Below are 19,975 nucleotides of genomic sequence, written 5' to 3'. Positions count from 1 at the left end.
CCCGCCTGATTCCTCAGGCTCTCTTTCTCTCTTACATCATTTCAAAGAACTTTCCCCCGAACATTTTCAGGGTTTGACAAACTCACCGTTTTAACGTGATTTTTGTGTATTTTTAATTTTACTTACTCCCGTTCCTTCTGAACAGGGTTGCAAAGGTAACTTTCTTTTTTACTTTTTCAACTCCTGAAAGAAAATAAATTTGGAAGACTTTAAAGCTGGCTTCGGTTCCTCTAACCTCATCACAATTCCCATTTACTCCCTTTCTCTCCCCTTTCCGATGCCGTTCGACTCGATTGGGAGTGCAAATATCCCCCTTTTTTTCTCCACAACAACACCCACACTCAAAAAAAATCTAGATACGCCCTAAGTCGCTGAATATGATTGGGAAAAATTTTCATCTGATTTCAACAGAAAACAAACTCTCCCGCATGGACAATAGAAGGTGATTGAAGAAAAACCAAAATTAAATATTGAAAATAAACCAATCTTTAGTATCTAAATGATGGCAATCGACGATAATTCGGTTTCCTTGGGTCCTTTGAGTAAAAAACATACCTCATAGATAACTCATGCGCTCCACCTGAGGATAGAAATCCCAATTTCGAGATAGCATAATCAAAACTATACCCAAGGTCAAGTCCAGAAGGGAGATTAACCCCCAATAAAAATATCAGCGACTCATTATTGGGCAGGTCATACTTGCTAGGAAGTCCTCTATACCAAAATCCGAGGACTAAAGGCTCAAAGAAAAATTCAGTGCCAATATCCAATTGGGAAAACTGACCCTGCTGCTTGTAATTGAAACCAACCGCTACAGACCGCTCCTGATCTGTATTATTAAAGTACTCATTTATATCTCCCGCTGCTAGATCGAACCGATAACCTCCGTGAAAGGAATACTTCATCGGGAGCTGATTGGTGTTGTCAGCCAAATAACTTATCTCGGGCTCTAATAGATGTGCTACTGAAACCCCAAACCAAGACTTTTTCCCATAATAAAGAAGTCCTGCATGTGCGTCAGCCGATCTAATCTGACTGTCCCCTTCAAATCCATCCCCAGGTTCTCCTAAAATCTGGCCTGTACTAATATTCAATTGTGTCCCCAAGATGACTCGATCAAATAGGGCATCCCTTGCAATGAAACTACCCTGAACTCCAGCCTGGATATAGCTCGATTCACTTAACCTGAGTCTATAAGAATAAACTAAACCAACTTCGTTGACATTTGTCTGGGAAAAGGATTCCTGAGCACCATGAAAAATCACTCCAAATCCAGAATTAATTTTCTCCTCAAAATGATCAAAATATGCTGTATATGCTATAAAACTTTGATCTAAGGCCGGCCACTGATTCCTGAAATTGACTCCGACCCTTGTCATACTTGTACTGCCTGTGAAAGCAGGATTTAAGTAAATCGGATTTGCATAGTATTGACTGTACTGAATATCCTGAGCATAGCTCAGAAAACTCCAAATCGTACCAAAAGTAAAAAGTATGAACTTTTTCATCGAATTAGCCTGAATTTGCCGCTTTCTTTAACTTTTTCGCCATCCGTCGCTACTCCATTTATTCTAAACACATACAGGCCCGAATCAAGTAATTTCCCATTAAGTGTGCCATCCCAACCTTCAGTTGCCAAATCTACTGTTCTAAAAATCAATTCTCCCCAAGTATTAAAAATCATCATCTCAAGATTTATTAGTCCTTTTTGTTTGGGGAGAAAGGTCTTGTTCTGAGATTCTGTGGGGGTAAATCCAGTTGGAATCATCAATCGATAGCTACGGGTAATGGATACTGTTTTGGAAATTGTCCTTTGACAGCCGTATTCATCCTCTATAATCAAAGTAACTTCGAACTCACCCTTTTTACCAAAAACATGAGTAGGGTTTCTTTCTTGTGAACCAGATTCATCGCCGAAATCCCATTCCCATTTTACCCCTCTGTCATCAGATAATCCCACGAACTGTATCACATCACTGGGAAAAACTCCTCCCCCTGCTTCATCTTTGACACCTGATCCAAGAACACCAAAATCAATATCAATGGTCAATTCTTTTTCCTGAATAAAAACCTCCACCGTAACTGGATCTGAATAACAATCCAGATTTTTTAACTTAACACGAAGTTCGTAAATGCCCGATTGGGTTACTGTCTTCATTTCATCGTTTATAAAAGTCATACCGACTCCTGAAAGTTGGTAATCAAAGTTCAAGGGATCATATCCACCTATTTCCCTTGTAACATCAACAGATTGGCCAATTTGACAACCAACTATCGGTGAAACCACTTGCAAGGAAGGAAAATCAGGAAGTGCGACAATAATTTTGTTACTGATTGCAGGACAATTTTTTCGATTGTAACCTAATACTTCATATTCACCAGGCTCTCCTGTTTCAAAAGTATTTCCGGCTGCTCCTTCGATTAAATCTCCATCTCTAAACCATTCAAAGCGCTCATATACTTCATTTCCTTTTCCTACAAAAGAGACAACCTCACCTTGACATATATCGATTTGATTAATGATCTCATTTTCCCCCGCTATAAATAAGCTGATCGGCTCTGGAGATTCCTGAATTGCCAATGTCATTGCATTTCCGCCGGACGTCTTTCCATAGCTATCCGTGATGGTGTAGTAAACTGTAACCGACTTATCTATAAATTCTTCATTTGGAAAAAATGTAAAACCACCCTCCTGATCACTGGCACGAAAAGTCCCCTGAGGTAGAATCAAAACCCTATTTTGTTCCAAACACCTGGCCTGTGCACAAATGTCACCTGTTTCCGCTTTTATATCTTCCAGTGATTGATAAAATTGAAGACATCGGATCACGCTGTTCTCATTAGGCAAAGTTACCTCTTCATCGGTGATGTAAAATTGATTTTCCTGACCTGCACAGGAGGCGATTTCTGAGAAATCTACTCCTTGTGGATTTTGAAGCTGATCATCCGCGGAAACTTCTACAATAAGATTTCTTATTTCATGAAAATTTGAAAACCCACCCGTAGAGGCTGCAAATCCTATTTTAAGATTTTTTGGAGCTGGGAAATCATAAGGCCTATCAAAAATGGTAATTTGTCTTGGAAGACCTTGCTCGGTGGTAATGACCATAGTTAAAGTTAAAAAGAATCCAACGCCATTCGGATTAGGCTGCAATTCCAAATTCACCCTTCTATAACCAATATTCATGCGATCAGTCACTCTAGACGTGCCTGCGCCACCTGAGCTAATCGGGAATTGTCCGCCTGGCAAAAGCCCATCATTACCTGTGGTCATGGTTTTTCTCCCAACAATAAAAGGATACCCTGAATTCCCGTTCCCTGGTCCTCTGATCACTATGGCATCAGGAACGCGCTCATTTTGGGCAATTCCAAAAAATCCTCCACTTCGGCCTTCTGAACTATTCCCGAAATTTCCATATTCATCGAATCCGATTCCTATGTAAGCATTTGAAAGACCAGGCTCTGAATTCCGCTGGGCATACCCCAATGAACCTCCAAATCCTCCCGCATTGAAAACTTGAGTATCTCCATCGAAAAGAAAAAGAGTCAAGCCATCCGCCAGAAACTGCCCTATTCCTCCGTAGCTGAAATATTCAAATTCAACTTTCAAACCATAAGAGGAAGGAAATGGAACATCGATATAAATATGGCCACGTTGATCCAGTTGATTATTTGTTAGTCGAAGTACTCCCTCGATTAGTCGAGCATCGCCTCCAAAAACCGTATTGGATTGAGTACTTGCAGTCTGAAAAGTCTCACAGTAGGGAAAACCAATTTGAGCCTTTGCTAGTGTTACAGGCAAAGCCAAAAAAATAATTGCGGAAATTCTTACAAGCCCCTTCAACGCTTCTTCTTTAGAACCTTAAATAAAATCACATTGGGGCTATAAACCAAAAGCTCCGAAGTAGTTCTACGGAGCTTTTTATAAACAAGTATGTATTTACCTTAAGATAGTCTGAATCCGATCCGGACCGACGGAAACCAATTTGATTGGCACCTGAAGATCATTTTCCAAATAGGAAACATATTCTTTCAATTCAGAAGGGAATTCGTCGTAAGATCTAACATCTCCAAGGGAACAATGCCAACCCTTAAAAACTTTATAAACTGGCTGAACGTCTAACTCGGAAATCTCGAAACTCAATCGATCAATCCGCTCACCGGTAGGAAGTTCGTAATATGTGCAGACATTGATTTCTTCAAAAATATTCAAGACATCAGCCTTCATCATAAAAAGCTGTGTCACTCCATTGATCATGATCGAATAGCGCAAAGCTGGCAAATCCAACCATCCACATCTTCTTGGTCTTCCTGTGGTACTTCCAAATTCATTACCTTCTTTACGCATCGCCTCTCCCGTATGATCGAAGAGTTCTGTAGGAAATGGGCCACTTCCTACTCGAGTGCAATAAGCTTTGAATATCCCAAAAACCTCACCGATTTTGGAAGGAGCCACTCCAAGGCCGGTGCATGCTCCAGCTGTCATAGTGGTACTGCTGGTCACAAATGGATAACTTCCAAAGTCGATATCCAAAAGGGAACCTTGTGCACCTTCGGCTAATATCTTTTTATTAGATGCCAAAGCATCATTGACCACGTATTCACTGTCGATTAAATTGAGGGTTTTGAAAAATTCGATAGCAGCAAAAAACTGTGCTTCCATTTCTGGTAGGGCATCAATTGGATGATTATAGAAAGAAAGTGTTGTTTTATGCTTCTCAACTAAGGTGTCGTATTTCTCTCTGAAATCTGAACTAAGGATATCACCCACACGAAGAGCAGCTCTTCCGATTTTATCCTGGTATGTCGGTCCAATTCCTTTGAGTGTCGAACCGATTTTCTTATCACCTTTTGAAGTTTCCAGTGCGGCGTCCAAAAGTTTATGTGTTGGGATAATAATGGTAGCCTTTTTAGAAACCACCAGATTCTTTTGGTAATCAATGGAGAATTTACCTAAACCGTCGATTTCCTTTTTGAGTACAATTGGGTCAAGCACCACACCATTTCCGATGATATTCAAGATTTGGGATCTGAAAATCCCTGAGGGAATTTGATGCAAAACGTGTTTAATACCATCAAACTCCAGCGTGTGCCCAGCATTAGGACCACCTTGGAATCGAGCAACTACCTCGTATTGAGGCGCCAACACGTCTACAATTTTACCTTTTCCTTCATCTCCCCACTGGAGACCCAGCAATACATCCATCTTCATTGATGTGCAGTCTTATCGGTTAATCGAATTTTTTTAAAGGGCGAAATTTGCGATAAGGGCATAGAAAACCAAGGGAAACAGGTTAATTATTTGGATTGGCTGATATTTAAATAGTAAAAGTACATCACATCTTCCTTTGGCTGATCTTTAGCTCTGACCATGAGGCCATGTTTGGTGTGAATATTTTAAACTCCTTTCTTTCAGAAATTTCCAAAAAAATATCCTGTCCAGAATTTGATTTTTCTTCTGAACAGGACCAAAGTATGGCTATCGCCACTATGAGCTTAATGCTTTGCTTTAAAATCTTCCACCGAATCATGGACGGTGAAAATATTATTTAGTTTTGTGATAATCAAGAGTTTTTTGACATGCTCTGACGGGGCGGTCAGATAAACTTCGCCTCCTGCATTACGCATTTTGGTCAGCATGGTGATCAAAAGACCAATTCCACTGGAACTGATATATCGAACCTCACTTAAATCAATAACGAATATTTTTGCCCCATCTTGAATCCCATCTGAAACGACCTCGACGAGCTTAGGACCAACTTCATCGCCGATCAAGTCACCCTGAATGAAAAGATATCTTGCTTTGTCGTCTCTGCTTATATTATAAGTAAGTTTCATGTGTTTATAATTTTTTCTTTATGGCCACATGGAATCTCGCATGGTTTATAATCATCCCTCTGTGTGTCGCTTTGGGTCATGCTTGATTTCATGTGTTTATAATTAGATTTTGAATTGTCACATAGCCTGTCCCGAACTCGATTCGGGAGAATCTCGCATGGTGGATAATCATCCCAGTGTGTGACGTTCTCGTCATGCCTGTCTGCCTTAGGCAGGCTCGATTTCATATGGTTATAATTTGATTTTCAGCGGCCATATGGAATCTCGCATCGATTATAATCAATCCTCTGTGTGTCGCTCAGAGTCATGCTCGATTTCATTTAATTGTTGTTTCTATTGTCACACTTTTCTTTTGTACAGTTGCCGTATAGGATCAAGGAGTGATGCAAAACTTGAAAATTCAAAATCTCACCGACGGTATTTTGAATATTTTGAATGCGTGGATCACAAAACTCCATAACCTGATTACATTCCACACAAATCAGGTGATCATGCTGTTTGAATCCATAGGATTTTTCGAACTGAGCTAAATTTTTTCCAAACTGATGCTTAGTCACCAAATCACATTCCACCAAAAGATCCAGGGTATTGTAAACGGTCGCCCTACTGACTCGATAGTTTTTATTCTTCATGCTGATGTAGAGACCTTCTACATCAAAATGACCAGTACGGCTATAAATTTCCTCCAAAATCGCATAGCGTTCAGGCGTTTTGCGGAGTTTTTTATTTTCCAGATATGCGGTAAATATCTTTTTGACCTCTTCGAAATGAGTTGTATTCAAGGACATTTTCTGCGTTTTTTTTCAAATATAACTTTTGTCATCTATAAAAGATTCCATTAGTCAAAACGGGAGATTTTAATAATCCCATCCACTTGCTGAAGGTTTTTGATCAGATGATCCAGATGCTCCGTGCTATGCACGTAGAGTTTGATCGTGCCTTCGAAAATTCCCGCATCTGAATCCACAGTAATCGAACGCATATTTACCTTTAGTTCGTTGGAAATCACTTTGGTGACATCATTGATCAGGCCCACACGATCTGTACCCAAAATCCTTAATCCTGCCAGAAATGCAATTTGCTTTTGGCTAGTCCAGCGTGCTTTGATGACACGGTTTCCATGATTGGATAGCAGCTCAAGTGCATTGGGGCAGGAAGTTCGGTGAATTTTTATGCCTTCATTAATGGTGACAAACCCAAATACGTCGTCGCCGGGGATAGGATTGCAACATTTAGCTAAAATGTAATCGACAACATCCATATCCTCTCCTATTAGCAGCTGATCATGCTCTGCACCTTTCAGACCTTTTATCTCTTTGGTGAACGTCGATTCATCCTTTACTTTTTCCCCGACCTTACTTTTCCCTTTTTGGTTTTCTTTAAAATCTTTGAAAGCCTTAATCGAGGTGGGATCTATTGTTCCTTTCCCTACTCTATAATAAAATTCATTAGCCGTCTTGAGCTCATAGTAGGCCCGCAATTGCTCGACAGTTTCAGAGTTGAATTCCATCTTCATGGCCTTCAACTTCCGCTGCACGATCTCTCTTCCATCGAGGATTGCAGATTTCTTTTCTTCCCGAAGTGCGTCTTTAATTTTGGCTTTGGCCCGAGATGTGACGACGTTGTTAAGCCAGTCCTCGGTCGGTTTTTGCTTATTTGAGGTGAGGATTTCTACTTGATCCCCATTTTTTAACACATGACTTATTGAGACAAGACGTTGGTTGACTTTAGCTCCAATGCATTTTGCACCAACTTCAGTATGTATTTCAAAAGCAAAATCCAGCGCAGTTGCTCCAATTGGAAGCACCTTCAAATCACCTTTCGGTGTAAAAACAAAAACTTCATCATGAAAGAGATTTCCCCTGAAATCATCCATGAATTCAATGGCATTAGTATCATTTGACTCAAGGATACTCCTCACCTGCCCAATCCAATCATCCAATCCTGAACCTGATTTAGTCGTGTTGTCCTTTTCTTTATATTTCCAATGCGCGGCATATCCTCGCTCGGCAATTTCATCCATTCGGTCAGTTCGGATCTGCACTTCCACCCACTGACCGGTATTGCTCATTACGGTAGTATGAAGTGATTCGTAGCCATTGGATCGTGGTGTGCTAATCCAATCTCTAAGTCTATCAGGATTAGGCCTGTAAAAATCAGTTACGATGGAATACACTTGCCAACAATCCGCTTTCTCATTGTCCAGCTCACTTTCGATGATGATTCTGACCGCAAAAAGATCATATACTTCTTCAAAAGGTATCCCTTGTTTCTTCATCTTGTTGTAAATTGAATACACAGATTTTGGTCTTCCCTTGATCGTGAATTCAAATTTTTGCTTAGTCAATTCATCCTCAATAGGTTGGATAAAAGACCTGATGAACTTATTCCGGTAACTTTTTGATTCGTTGATTTTCTGAACGATATCCAGATAGGTATCGGTATCGGTGTATTTCAGATACAGATCCTCCAATTCCGATTTGATCGCATATAAACCCAAGCGATGCGCAAGAGGTGCGTAGAGATACATGGTCTCAGAGGCAATTTTCAACTGCTTATGACGCGGCATACTTGAGAGCGTACGCATATTATTGAGTCTATCGGCAAGCTTGATGAGAATAACCCGAACATCATCAGACAGGGTAAGGAGCATTTTTCGAAAGTTTTCAGCTTGCTGCGAACTCCCATATTCAAATACTCCTGAGATTTTTGTCAAACCATCTATAATGGTCATCACCTTGTGCCCAAACTCCCGCTCAATATCCTCGAGTTCTAAGTCGGTATCCTCGACCACGTCATGAAGTAAAGCGGCAATGATGGAAGTAGTGCCCAACCCGATCTCTTCTACGCACACCAAGGCTACCTCTAGCGGATGATAAATGTAGGGTTCCCCTGACTTTCTGCGCATTTCTTTATGCGCTTCGAGAGAAATACTGAATGCCTTCTTTATAAGTTTGGTATCGCCGGATTTCAGGATAGGCTTGGCCTGTCTTAAAAGTTTTCGATATCGTTTGAGAATTTCTTTACGCTCTTCTTCTATATCCACAGGGATCATAAGGGTGGAATTTTATTCAAAATAGGAATAGGGAATTGACCATTCCACTTTTTTTGGAATTTTTTTTTGTCAGACTTGTGAAAAATTCGATAATGTCTTTACCTTCGCATCCACAATTAGAAAACGAGATCAATTGTTCTGAATTGTCTCGACCTGATTGAAGTCAATGCGGATGTGGCGAAATTGGTAGACGCACTAGACTTAGGATCTAGCGCCGCGAGGCATGGGGGTTCGAGTCCCTCTATCCGCACAACACAAGCCCTCAATCACTCCACTGTTTTTAATCAGACAGGAAAGAGATTGGGGGTTTTTAGTTCATCATCTGTTTAATTTTATACACTTTGGAAATTACATTAGACAAGCATTCAGCAAATCAAGCTTCGATTAAAATTACGATAAAAGAAGAAGATTATCAACCAAAGGTTGATGCCAAACTAAAGGATTACGCAAAAAAAGCAGCCATCAAGGGATTCCGGCCAGGCAAAGCACCGATATCAATGGTGAAAGGCATGTATGGGGTTTCTATCTTGGTTGACGAAATTAATACTATCCTTAGCGAATCGCTGAACAGCTACCTGAAGGAACAAACTTTTAGAATTCTTGGCGAGCCTTTACCGGTAGAAAAAGAAGATAATTCAATTGATTGGAAAACTCAAAAAGGCTTCGACTTTGAGTACAAAATCGGATTTGTTGAGTCTGTAGATGTTGCTTTGGACAAAAAAACAAAAGCTGCAAAATATTCAATCAAGGTAGATGACAAGTTGATCAATGAAACCATTGACAATCTGAAATCTCAATATGGAAACAGCACAAATCCAGAAATAAGTGAGGCTGACGACAACATCTACGGTGATCTGAAAGCGGCTGAAGGAGATTTTTCAAAAACCCTTTCACTCCCACTGTCTAAAATTTCAAAAAAGCTTTCAGCAAAATTCATTGGTCTGAGCAAGGATGCTGTGGTTGAATTTGATGCAAAAGAAGTTAAGAAGGATGAGTGGTCTGAAGCATTTGGCCTGACTGATGAGGAGATTGAAGAAGCTAAAGCAGCATTTACCTTCACTGTCAAAAACATCAATAGAATTGAAGCTGCGGAATTGAATCAGGAGTTTTTTGATAAGATCTTCGGTCCTGAGACAGTTTCCTCTGAAGAAGAATTCATCAACAAGGTGAAGGAAACACTTCAGAGCAGCTATGATCGCGAATCAAAAGTCTTCACGGAAGAAGAATTGAAAAAGGTTTTGGTGGATAAGGCTAAGCTTGATCTTCCAGATGCTTTCTTGAAAGAGTGGCTTATCAAAGCAAATCAAGGCAAAGTGACCGAGGCAGATGTTGAAAAGGAATATCCGATCTACGCCAAGCAATTAACCTGGTCATTGATCTCCAATCAAATCGCAAAAGACAACAGCATTCAGGCTGAACATGTCGATGTCATAGAAAAAACAAAAGAAATGGTGCGTGAGCAGTTTGCGTCATCAGGTCTTGGTTCCCAGTTGGAAGCGAGCATGGATATGTTTGTAGACAACTATCTTAAAGGAAATGAAGGTCAGAATTATATGAATATGATGACTTCAGTTCAGAATGAAAAAGTACTTGCATTCGTCCAGGAAAAAATTGACCTAACCGAAAAGGAAATCTCAATTGATGAATTCAAGGAACTTTTAGAGAAGTAAATCGATTTAGAGAGTTATATTCAAAGGTCCTTTTTTAAAGGACTTTTTTATTTTTGTCTACCACAACAAACTCAATAATGATTAGCAAAGAAGAATTCAGAAAGTACGCCATTCACAATCAGGGCGTAAGCGGGACGGCATTTGACCAATATACCCAACACATCGAAAATATGACCCGTTCGGTCATCGAAGAAAGACCACAAAATTTTCGTGAAATTGACGTTTTCTCAAGATTGATTATGGATCGAATCATCTTCCTTGGTACAGGAGTGGATGATCATGTGGCCAACATCATCGTAGCGCAGTTGCTATTCTTGGAATCAGTGGATGCGAAGAAAGACGTTTTGCTTTACGTCAATAGCCCAGGTGGTTCAGTGACGGCAGGCTTGGGTATTTATGACACAATGCAGTACATTGGTCCGGATGTTGCAACTATCTGTACAGGAATTGCTGCTTCTATGGGCGCCGTCTTATTGGCTGGCGGAGCAAAAAACAAAAGATCTGCTTTGCAGCATGCTAGAGTTATGATCCATCAACCCTCCGGAGGGATGCAAGGTCAGTCAAGAGATATGGAGATTTCTCTCAAACTCATCCTTTCGATGAGACAAGAATTGTATCAGATATTAGCTGATCATAGCGGCAAAACATTTGAAGAAATCGAGCGTGACTCCGACCGAGATTATTGGTTAAAAGCACAGGAAGCCAAAGAATACGGCTTAATCGATGAAGTTTTAGTTAAAAAATAAAAAGAATGGCTCAAGTAACCTGCTCCTTTTGCGGCAGAAACAAGAAAGATGTAGATCTGATGGTATCGGGCATTTCTGCCCATATCTGTAATTTCTGCATCGACCAAGCTCATCTGATTCTTGGAGAAGAAGATAAAACCAAGAAATCCGGTGCCACCAAACCCAAGTTTAAACTTAAAAAACCGAAGGAGCTTACCTCCTACCTAGATCAATATGTGATTGGTCAGGAAGAGGCAAAAAAGGTTTTGACAGTAGCAGTTTACAACCATTACAAGCGGCTGCAGCAAAAAGACGATCATGACGAAATCAAGATTGAAAAATCAAATGTTATCATGGTTGGAGATACAGGTACAGGTAAAACTTACTTGGCTAAAACTCTTGCCAAAATCCTTGAAGTTCCTTTTTGTATCGCAGATGCGACCGTCTTGACTGAGGCAGGTTATGTAGGAGAAGATGTGGAAAGTATCCTGACTCGACTTCTTCAGTCAGCAGATTATAATGTGGAAGCCGCCGAGCGTGGCATAGTTTACATTGATGAACTGGATAAAATCGCCCGCAAGTCAGACAATCCATCCATCACCCGTGATGTAAGTGGTGAAGGAGTGCAGCAGGCCATGCTAAAGCTTCTTGAAGGCACGATGGTCAATGTACCACCTCAAGGCGGCCGTAAACATCCGGATCAAAAAATGATCGCTGTAAACACAGAAAACATCCTGTTTATCTGCGGTGGAGCTTTTGATGGAATTGCAAGACATATCGGAAAGCGTTTGAATACTCAGCCTATGGGTTTTGCTAAAACCAGCGACACTCCTCAAGCAGACCGAGAAAATCTCCTCCAATATGTTACTGCGCAAGATCTCAAGGCTTTTGGATTAATTCCTGAGCTAATCGGTCGATTACCTGTTTTGACACATTTGGATCCACTTCATAAAGAAGCACTTAAGCGTATTCTTACCGAACCTAAAAATGCCTTGGTGAAGCAATACACAAAGCTGTTGGCAATGGAAGGAGTGGCGTTGACATTTGAGGATAGTGCACTGGATTTCATTGTAGACAAAGCTGACGAATACAAGCTAGGTGCACGTGGACTTAGATCTATCTGCGAGGCGATTGTCACAGATGCCATGTACGAATTGCCATCAGACGATTCGATCAAAGAATTGGTCATAGACGAAGATTACGCCAGATCACAGTTTGATAAATCAAAATTCAAGCGACTACAGGTTGCTTAAACTGTAAAACCCCGGTGAAAGTCGGGGTTTTGTTTTTTTAGAGACTCCAAAATCAATCCTGCCGTTGTCTCTGAAGCTGAACCTCCCCCTATTCTTTCTTGAATCAGATCATAACCCTGAAGCATTTCTCCTTTATAGACCACATTGGAAAAAATTCGATTCAATTCATTTTTGAGATTTTCGATTGAAAAATCATCCTGAATTAACTCCTTCACCACTTCTTTCCCAGCTATAAGGTTCACCAAAGAAATATAAGGAACCCTAATCAGGTTTTTTGCAATTCTATATGAAATGGCAGAAGTACGATAAACAACCACCTGAGGAACTCGAAATAGCGCAGTCTCCAAAGTTGCAGTTCCCGATGTAACTACCGCAGCGGTAGCATGGCTTAGCAGATCGTAAGTTTGATTGAAAACTACTTTAATTCCTGCCTTTTTTGCTCCCAAATAATCCGATTCCGGTAGGCTGTCAACCCCAGCAATTACAAACTGAGCATTTGGAAATTCCTTGACCAGCGAAACCATTCGATCAAGCATGGCATTTATCTCCTGTTTTCTGCTTCCTGGAAGTAATGCCACAATCGGCTGATAGCTAATTTCGTTTTTCTGAAAGAAAAAATCATGCGGTTTAAACTTGCGGATTTCATCCAAAAGCGGATTACCAACATAATGAACCTTCATGTCAAACTTCTCAAAAAACTCAGGTTCAAATGGGAGAATGGAATAAATCTGATCAGTAAAAGCTTTCAGTTTCAATGCCCTTTTCTGATTCCAAGCCCAGACTTTGGGTGGAATGTAATAGTGCACTGGAACCCCGCTTTCTTTCGCAAAAGCAGCGATTTTCATATTAAAGCCACCATAATCAACTAAAATCACGGCATTAGGGCGAAAAGCTAAGAGATCCTTTTTGGCTAGATTGAGGTATTTAAGAACCTTCCGAAACCCTATAACAACTTCCAAAAAACCCATCACTGCAATTTCTGAATAATCTACAGCGAGTTCAACTCCTGCATCTTTGGAATAACTTCCTCCCATGCCTCGGAATTGCACGTTTGAATTTAGCTTTTGAATGGCCAAAACCAAATTAGATGCGTGTAAGTCGCCGGATCTTTCGCCTGAGATGATATAAAACTTTGTCAATTTGGTAAGTGGTAAAAAGTAAGTGGTGAGTCCCAATTTTGCTTAAGGTTTAAAACAAAATTTATCAGCTTTTGACATCATTGCATTTAACTTGTAATTTATTTGATCGCATTTCAAAACAATTGATTGCATTTCATTCGATGTAACTAATTCACAATCATGAGCTACCTCAATCCAATGTCTGGTTTCGTATTGTTCTGCATCTCCATCAGTTAATTTGGAAATGAAGTGATTGATGTACCTCCTTTTTCCCCAAGCCTCCGCTATTTGACCCCCTATTGATCTGGATGCCCTTCTAATTTGGTCAGTCAAAGAAAACCTCTTTTCAATTGGAAATTTCTTGGATACAGTGTAAACTTCCCTTGCTAATTCTCTAGAAAGCTTGTACACTTCCAATTCGTAATAAAATTGAGCAAATGGCATAACATGTGTGAGTTAACAACTTACTTTTTACAACTCACAATTTACAAAAAAATTAACCGCCGAAATACTCCACAAAATTCCTCGGCGTCTCGTAAAGCGTAAGCTTATACAGTCCTCCATGAGGAGTGATTTCCTTCACCGCCGGCTCAAGGATTTTCCAGAATTCCATGACAAGAATTTCACAACTTGCCATTTTTCCTAGCATAAAATCAACGTCCATATTAAGGTTTTTGTGATCAACCTTATCTATAACAAGCCGCCTGATCACTGTGCTCAGTTGCTTCAAATCTACCACAAAACCAGTTTCAGGATCAGGTAGTCCCTTTACAGTCACGATCAGTTCAAAATTATGGCCATGCCAGTTGACATTGGCACAAGGGCCAAATACCTCAAAATTCTTCTCATCTGACCATTTCGGATTCCACAGCTTATGGGCTGCATTGAAATGTTCTTTTCTGCAAACGTGGATCATCTACTGCTTTAATTCTCTGCAAAGTTATAGAAAAGAATAGGGATTAGAAACCGAAATAAGAGTCAGTATAGTATAAATGAAATCAAGCCTGTCTAATGCTCAGGCATAATCCATACCATACATGATCCCATATAGGTATGATTATAGAACTCTGGAAACTTTAATCCTGCCTCGGTAGGACTAAAAAATTTAAATAAGATTGCCACAGATTAACAGATAAATCTGTGCATCTGTGGCAATCCTACTGAAATTCAATTTACGCCTCTTAAATTCTAGGCGAAATTTCTAGCTTTTATTTAGCTCCGTGAAAAATCGAACCAAATGATCTTCTCTACCCAAATCAAGTTTTCCATCTTTAATGATTTGTTTGGCTTTGTCTTGGTCGGCAGGATTAATTGCTTTCAAAATTACATTAGCCCTATTTCTGACATTCGTTACATTTTCCCTTTCATCTATTAAATAAAAAGACTCTTCGAAAACAAACATTCTACCAGCTGTAGGCGCATAGCTATTTTTAGGTGGGGTAACGAGATCTGAGTAAAACCTCCTGATCAAAGTGTATTTTTTACCTTCCGCTAAAACATTTACCAGATCATTTGGCCCTATTCCATTTACTATTTCAAACCCTTTTTTGAACATTAATCTAGGAAGAAGCCCCTGCTGCTGAGCATTTGCCAAAATAAGTGATGGTCGTTCTAATTCAACAAATTCCACGTACTCTTTTGTCAAATAAATTGTGTTTCCAGCTTCATTAATCACCTCCAATTCATTGTCATAAATATTGAATTTGTAAGCTACATTTTCTTTTATTCCGGCATTTGTTAAACCGATATTTGCCCTCGACCAATCTTCAAACAGATAAGGAGAACCTTCCACGCCAGTATATGGAGTTATTCTGGCAGGAACACCATTCATATTCAAATTTGTAATTTGTCCAAATGTTGAATGAGAGGTAAGAATACATACCAAGATCAATAGCTTCTTCATGATTAATACTTAATGACTTTTTTGTGTAAAATTAAATTGTTGGTTTGAATTTTTAAGATATATAATCCACGAGGATTTGGTAGTGAAAACGTCTTTAAAAGTTTATTGCTCGATTTAGTTACTTCTTCCTCCAAATACTTCCTACCTGACATGTCAGTTAAAGTGAAATAAACTGGACCTACAAAATCATTGGTAATGGAAACATCCAATTTATCCTGAGACGGTACAGGGCCCACAAAAATTCCAAAAACACTTAAATCTGGTTCAGGTATGGAGGAAATAACTGTAGCATCAGAAATTCTATTACAGGTATCATTAAATACCGCTACTTGATATGATCCGTCATCAGTGGCCTCAATACTTCTCTGGGTAGCCCCAGGAATTGGTTGACCATTGATAAACCATTGATATTGAGCTGCGGGTTGTTGAGAGGTAAGTAAACTGCCGTTAACCACGATTACAGGTTTTAAAAGGTCATTAGCGGAGATAGTAATTTCCCTATCAAACGATATGATTTGATCATCATTCGATATTTCCAATTTTACAATGAATATTCCAGGCGAATTAAAAACGAAAGAAGGATTGGAAAGGGTAGAAGATCCTTGACCTCCAAAATCCCACTTGAAAGATTTGATAGCTCCCTCACTTAGATTTTCAAATGAAACAAGAGACCCAACACATGTGAACGCTGTTTTGAAATTTGCAAATAAAACGTCTTCGCATTTTTTTGCAACCCAGCCAGATGAGTTAATGATTTGGGCACTTTCACCGAGATTAATAATTGCTTTACCCTCCAAATTAACATTTGTAACTGAAACATGCTCAAAGCAGTATTTCAAATAAAAATCGTGTATGAATTTACCTGCCGAACCAGCCTTTATAACTGCAAAATTACTAGCTGATGCATCAACTTCAATTTTGTCTAAAATCACTATTTGACCAGTAGCACCTAAGTTCAGAATAGAAGAATTACCGAGTTTTAAATTATTTACTTGACTTGAGGCCTGACCTAAAACATATTCACCATTAACTATAGTAAGGTTGGAAATTGCCCCTGTCAGGTGAACCAATAAACCCGATTGGATGGAGAGATTTTCAACTGTAATCCCAGATAGATTATTGATCTCCCCTGTAGATCCTGTATATACAAGGCTTAAATCGCCAGGAATTTTACTTCCATTGCCAACTGTGAAATCGTTCTTAAAAGTGATCGATTGAACTATCCCTCCCAAGATTCCTGTAGCATTGACGTTTAATGAGGAAAGTGCCAAGGAACCAACATTAACCGACACTTCTGCCTCATTAATTATCAATTTATCTAAGATTTCAGCCGTTAAAATTTTCCATTTTCCTGATTTAAAATTTAAGGTTGCGTTGGAAAAAATGGCCTGTCCTAATTCCACCAAGTGTTCATTGGAACTGCCTGATTCAAAAAGAATTGTTCCATTTTCAATTTCGGTAATTTGATTACTCACTCTAAAACCATTGGTGACAGAAATTTGGTTTCCTTTTAAATCAAATTTGACCAATTGACTTCCAAATAGGTTGACGCTGAATGCCTGGGCATCACTTGGAAACCCAATTACTTGACTGTCAACTCCGGAACCTTCAAAAACCACACGAGATGAGGCTGTGGGAATCTTATCTGCTGAGGGTCCATTTGGAGTGATAGACCAGTTAGCAGGATTGTTCCAGTTGCCCATAGTTCCCCCAATCCAGTACAGTGTTTCACTTGCCCCATCTGTTGTTCCGGCAGTCAGGACCAATGAGAATTCTTGTTTTCCTCCTACTAAGGCACCCTTATGGGAAATACTGACCCTGTATTTTTGAGGTTTGGGTGATTCAATAAAAATCTGCTCTACATTATCTCTGAAATTATCTTGGTTCCTCACTGCCTGAGCACTCGAACGAGCCGCAGGGTTCAAAGACCATGGAAAAAAAGTATTCCCCTCTTCATCCACAATTCTCATGTCCAAATCATTTATCAGCATAAGATTTTGCGGATTTAAAGAAATTGGAGGGGGATTTCCAGAAGGATCTGTCCACGCAATTGTCACTCTTATTGGAGTTACCCCATCAGAGATAAAGTCAAAATCAAATTTTTCACCGGACGAAATGGTCTCTTCTCTAATTACATCGGAGGTTCCATTTTCATTGAGAATAATGCGACCCGCAGCTTCCACATCCAATAAACCCCAGCCGTAAACATAATCCGGACCTTGATTTAATCCTGCCTCTTTGGTCGTGTTGAGCACTAAACTTTTCACGGTAGATGCCCACATAAATCTGCCATTGTTCCGCTGACTAAATAGCTGTTGTAAAAGAAGTAATGATCCTGTAACATTAGGTGCCGCCATTGAAGTGCCACTTAGGCTTCCATAGGAATCAGTCGTACCCCCATTTGCAACAGTTGAGCTAAAAACACCAACTCCAACAGCAACCAGATCAGGTTTGATTCTACCGTCATCGGTAGGACCCCAAGAGGAAAAAGAACTCATGGAAACAGAATTTGGGCCTGAATAAGGAGCAAGTAAACTGACTGCACCTACAGTAATTACATTTTTAGCCACACCTTCCGGTCCAAGTGTATCATCTGGTCCATCACTTGGCTTGGTTCCATTTCCCACATCGGTCCGGTCATTCCCAGCAGCCCATACCACTGTGTACTGCGGCCTTACAAAAATCAAATCATCCAAACCTTTGCTTTTTGTAGAATAAAACCCAAATCTATAGTCTTCATTTGGATCTACTGCGGAGTTACCAGCCCATGTCCAAGCTCCTGTACTGTTTCTAAACCAACCTAGTACAAACCCATAGGAATGATTTGATACTAAATGCCCGTTAGGTTTGGTAGTGGGATCATAAGCATTGGCAAACATCTTGGAAAGGTCACTATCCCAATTGAAAGACCAACCTGTGGCCTCACTTGCCATCCCACGTGCAGATGGATTTATTCCAGATGCTAATACTGTCCCGGATACGTGGGTGGCATGGTTGCTAATTGTTTCTGTTGACCCGTCGATTTGGGTCAATCGTCCTGTAAACTCAGCATGATCTGGCTTAGGACGTGTCTGATCATAAATCCCAACTACAAATCCTTTTCCAGTCAGATTTAGTCCAAGACTTCCTCCGGGCTGAAGTGCAGTAGTCCCAACTGAAGAAGCAGCTCCCATGTTAAGAGTTGTAACATAATGAGGGAATCCAAGATCATCAAAAAATCGCAACTCAGCTATGTTACCATTCTCCAAACCAATAATTACCGGAATTTTCTTTTGATTGGCTCGAAGCAAAATCTCTGTTTTACTTTGATTAAATAACTGATATTTAGAAATGAAATTATTTGAAATACCATTTCGAATAATTTGCAATTCAGGCTCTTGGGCTATTGTGATTTGAGCTTTGGCTCCACCCGCCAAAAGAAGAAATAACACAAATAACATTCTCATCGTCACACTTCTCATACAAAACTAATAAACTCTAAATTTAAGAATAAGTTCAAAAAAAAAGAGGGTTAACACCCTCTTTTTAATCTAAATTAAGTTAATTCTACGGTCTTTTGGTAAGTTCTACAGTACCGCCATCTCCATAGGTATTTGACCAAGTAATTACGATTTTGCCATCTGCAGGAGTACTAACTCCTGAAAGGGTAAATGGATCATTATACCTGTCTCTGTTTGCAGCCGCACCAGTCAGAACGTTACATCTGTCCGTGAAAGTGCCTGTAGGGGCCGTATCTGAATATAATCCAGGATACATACCAAAAGACATATCGCTCATTGTGTAGACACCCGTTGCAGTTGATGTGAGAGAAATAGTCGAAAATCCAGCAATTGTAAAGTTAGTGGCTGTTTGTGCAACCCCTCCAGTACCGTCACCAAGGTTCAATGTTCTCCAAAGTACGTCATATGATCCTGTAAGAGCTGACGGGCAGATCACACGAATTCTATAAGTCAAACTGTTATAGTTTACACTTACTTTGGCTCCGTTGGCTGAGGTGATTTTCAACACAAGATTTGGCGTCTCTGTAGGCAAAATATTGCCCGTAAGAACTGTCACTGGCAACTGAGCGATCACTTGACCTGCTGGAATCGTAACTGTATTACTCGCAAGCGTATAATGTACTCCATTCACCGCAGTGGAAGTTGGGTCAGCCTCAACCGTTACTGTAACAGGAGTAGTCTGAGCAGCACCTACAAGATTGATTTGGAGGTTTGCTTGATCAGTTTGCATGGCATTCATTCGAATGAAGTTTTGAGTCACGCCATTTGGAAGTGTAGACGCATCAAACTCTACTTCCATGCCATCCCAAACTTTATCGAAATCCGACTCATTCATACAGGAGGCCATAGCCCCCATTAGGAATAAGAGTATAACCGAATATAATTTATTTATTTTCATGTTTTTCTAAATTAA

The 19,975-nt window shown here is 39.9% G+C and carries 15 protein-coding genes and 1 tRNA gene; 4 read left to right on the top strand and 12 right to left on the bottom strand.

What is annotated here, in order from left to right:
- Positions 1 to 488 precede the first annotated feature (488 nt).
- The 6 genes from ACK4HU_RS04340 to ACK4HU_RS04315 form a co-directional block, all read right to left on the bottom strand.
- Positions 489 to 1,508, bottom strand: coding sequence for a type IX secretion system membrane protein PorP/SprF (locus ACK4HU_RS04340; RefSeq protein ID WP_409803618.1), 1,020 nt, complete (start codon positions 1,506 to 1,508; stop codon positions 489 to 491).
- Complete coding sequence (locus tag ACK4HU_RS04335; RefSeq protein ID WP_409803617.1) at positions 1,505 to 3,802, bottom strand: PKD domain-containing protein; 2,298 nt, start codon at positions 3,800 to 3,802, stop codon at positions 1,505 to 1,507. Before ACK4HU_RS04335 ends, ACK4HU_RS04340 begins: the two co-directional genes overlap by 4 nt.
- 138 nt (positions 3,803 to 3,940) lie before the next feature.
- Positions 3,941 to 5,212, bottom strand: a complete 1,272-nt coding sequence (locus ACK4HU_RS04330; protein WP_409803616.1) for an adenylosuccinate synthase — start codon at positions 5,210 to 5,212, stop codon at positions 3,941 to 3,943.
- 284 nt (positions 5,213 to 5,496) lie between these two features.
- Entirely contained in the window at positions 5,497 to 5,838 is a 342-nt protein-coding gene (locus ACK4HU_RS04325; RefSeq protein WP_409803615.1) for an STAS domain-containing protein, read from the bottom strand.
- Positions 5,839 to 6,158: 320 nt separating this feature from the next.
- Positions 6,159 to 6,626 (bottom strand): Fur family transcriptional regulator, encoded by a 468-nt coding sequence (locus ACK4HU_RS04320; RefSeq protein ID WP_409803614.1) that lies wholly within the window; start codon positions 6,624 to 6,626, stop codon positions 6,159 to 6,161.
- A gap of 50 nt (positions 6,627 to 6,676) precedes the next feature.
- A complete protein-coding gene (locus tag ACK4HU_RS04315) occupies positions 6,677 to 8,893 on the bottom strand; it encodes a RelA/SpoT family protein (protein WP_409803613.1) in 2,217 nt (738 codons plus the stop codon).
- 168 nt (positions 8,894 to 9,061) lie between these two features.
- Between ACK4HU_RS04315 and ACK4HU_RS04310 the strand changes: the two genes are divergently transcribed.
- From ACK4HU_RS04310 to clpX, 4 genes are all read left to right on the top strand, one after another.
- A tRNA-Leu gene (locus ACK4HU_RS04310) sits at positions 9,062 to 9,143 on the top strand.
- Positions 9,144 to 9,234: 91 nt separating this feature from the next.
- The gene (tig, locus tag ACK4HU_RS04305; protein ID WP_409803612.1) at positions 9,235 to 10,563 is read left to right on the top strand and encodes a trigger factor; all 1,329 of its coding nucleotides are present in this window, start codon (positions 9,235 to 9,237) and stop codon (positions 10,561 to 10,563) included.
- A gap of 77 nt (positions 10,564 to 10,640) precedes the next feature.
- Entirely contained in the window at positions 10,641 to 11,309 is a 669-nt protein-coding gene (locus ACK4HU_RS04300) for a ClpP family protease (protein ID WP_409803611.1), read from the top strand.
- A 5-nt stretch (positions 11,310 to 11,314) separates the two neighbouring features.
- Complete coding sequence (clpX, locus tag ACK4HU_RS04295) at positions 11,315 to 12,541, top strand: ATP-dependent Clp protease ATP-binding subunit ClpX (RefSeq protein WP_409803610.1); 1,227 nt, start codon at positions 11,315 to 11,317, stop codon at positions 12,539 to 12,541.
- On the opposite strand, the gene lpxB is transcribed toward clpX, so the two are convergent.
- The 6 genes from lpxB to ACK4HU_RS04265 form a co-directional block, all read right to left on the bottom strand.
- Positions 12,538 to 13,716, bottom strand: coding sequence for a lipid-A-disaccharide synthase (lpxB, locus tag ACK4HU_RS04290; protein ID WP_409803609.1), 1,179 nt, complete (start codon positions 13,714 to 13,716; stop codon positions 12,538 to 12,540). The two genes, clpX and lpxB, sit on opposite strands and share 4 nt — an antisense overlap.
- A 6-nt stretch (positions 13,717 to 13,722) precedes the next feature.
- A complete protein-coding gene (locus tag ACK4HU_RS04285) occupies positions 13,723 to 14,070 on the bottom strand; it encodes a four helix bundle protein (RefSeq protein ID WP_409803626.1) in 348 nt (115 codons plus the stop codon).
- 85 nt (positions 14,071 to 14,155) lie between these two features.
- A complete protein-coding gene (locus ACK4HU_RS04280) occupies positions 14,156 to 14,575 on the bottom strand; it encodes a 6-pyruvoyl trahydropterin synthase family protein (RefSeq protein ID WP_409803608.1) in 420 nt (139 codons plus the stop codon).
- Between the two features lie 285 nt (positions 14,576 to 14,860).
- Positions 14,861 to 15,562 (bottom strand): hypothetical protein, encoded by a 702-nt coding sequence (locus ACK4HU_RS04275; RefSeq protein ID WP_409803607.1) that lies wholly within the window; start codon positions 15,560 to 15,562, stop codon positions 14,861 to 14,863.
- A 2-nt stretch (positions 15,563 to 15,564) separates the two neighbouring features.
- Complete coding sequence (locus ACK4HU_RS04270) at positions 15,565 to 19,008, bottom strand: S8 family serine peptidase (RefSeq protein ID WP_409803606.1); 3,444 nt, start codon at positions 19,006 to 19,008, stop codon at positions 15,565 to 15,567.
- 100 nt (positions 19,009 to 19,108) lie between these two features.
- Positions 19,109 to 19,960, bottom strand: a complete 852-nt coding sequence (locus tag ACK4HU_RS04265) for a DUF4843 domain-containing protein (protein WP_409803605.1) — start codon at positions 19,958 to 19,960, stop codon at positions 19,109 to 19,111.
- Positions 19,961 to 19,975: the final 15 nt, after the last annotated feature.

This window comes from Algoriphagus sp. (genome assembly GCF_046296635.1).
Lineage (GTDB): Bacteria > Bacteroidota > Bacteroidia > Cytophagales > Cyclobacteriaceae > Algoriphagus.
This window is presented reverse-complemented; position numbering and strand designations above follow the sequence as displayed.

Coding starts and splice junctions, on each gene's coding strand:
- ACK4HU_RS04340 (WP_409803618.1), bottom strand. CDS start 1,508: ATGAAAAAGTTCATACTTTTTACTTTTGGTACGATTTGGAGTTTTCTG.
- ACK4HU_RS04330 (WP_409803616.1), bottom strand. CDS start 5,212: ATGAAGATGGATGTATTGCTGGGTCTCCAGTGGGGAGATGAAGGAAAA.
- ACK4HU_RS04325 (WP_409803615.1), bottom strand. CDS start 5,838: ATGAAACTTACTTATAATATAAGCAGAGACGACAAAGCAAGATATCTT.
- ACK4HU_RS04320 (WP_409803614.1), bottom strand. CDS start 6,626: ATGTCCTTGAATACAACTCATTTCGAAGAGGTCAAAAAGATATTTACC.
- ACK4HU_RS04315 (WP_409803613.1), bottom strand. CDS start 8,893: ATGATCCCTGTGGATATAGAAGAAGAGCGTAAAGAAATTCTCAAACGA.
- ACK4HU_RS04300 (WP_409803611.1), top strand. CDS start 10,641: ATGATTAGCAAAGAAGAATTCAGAAAGTACGCCATTCACAATCAGGGC.
- clpX (WP_409803610.1), top strand. CDS start 11,315: ATGGCTCAAGTAACCTGCTCCTTTTGCGGCAGAAACAAGAAAGATGTA.
- ACK4HU_RS04280 (WP_409803608.1), bottom strand. CDS start 14,575: ATGATCCACGTTTGCAGAAAAGAACATTTCAATGCAGCCCATAAGCTG.
- ACK4HU_RS04275 (WP_409803607.1), bottom strand. CDS start 15,562: ATGAAGAAGCTATTGATCTTGGTATGTATTCTTACCTCTCATTCAACA.
- ACK4HU_RS04270 (WP_409803606.1), bottom strand. CDS start 19,008: ATGAGAATGTTATTTGTGTTATTTCTTCTTTTGGCGGGTGGAGCCAAA.
- ACK4HU_RS04265 (WP_409803605.1), bottom strand. CDS start 19,960: ATGAAAATAAATAAATTATATTCGGTTATACTCTTATTCCTAATGGGG.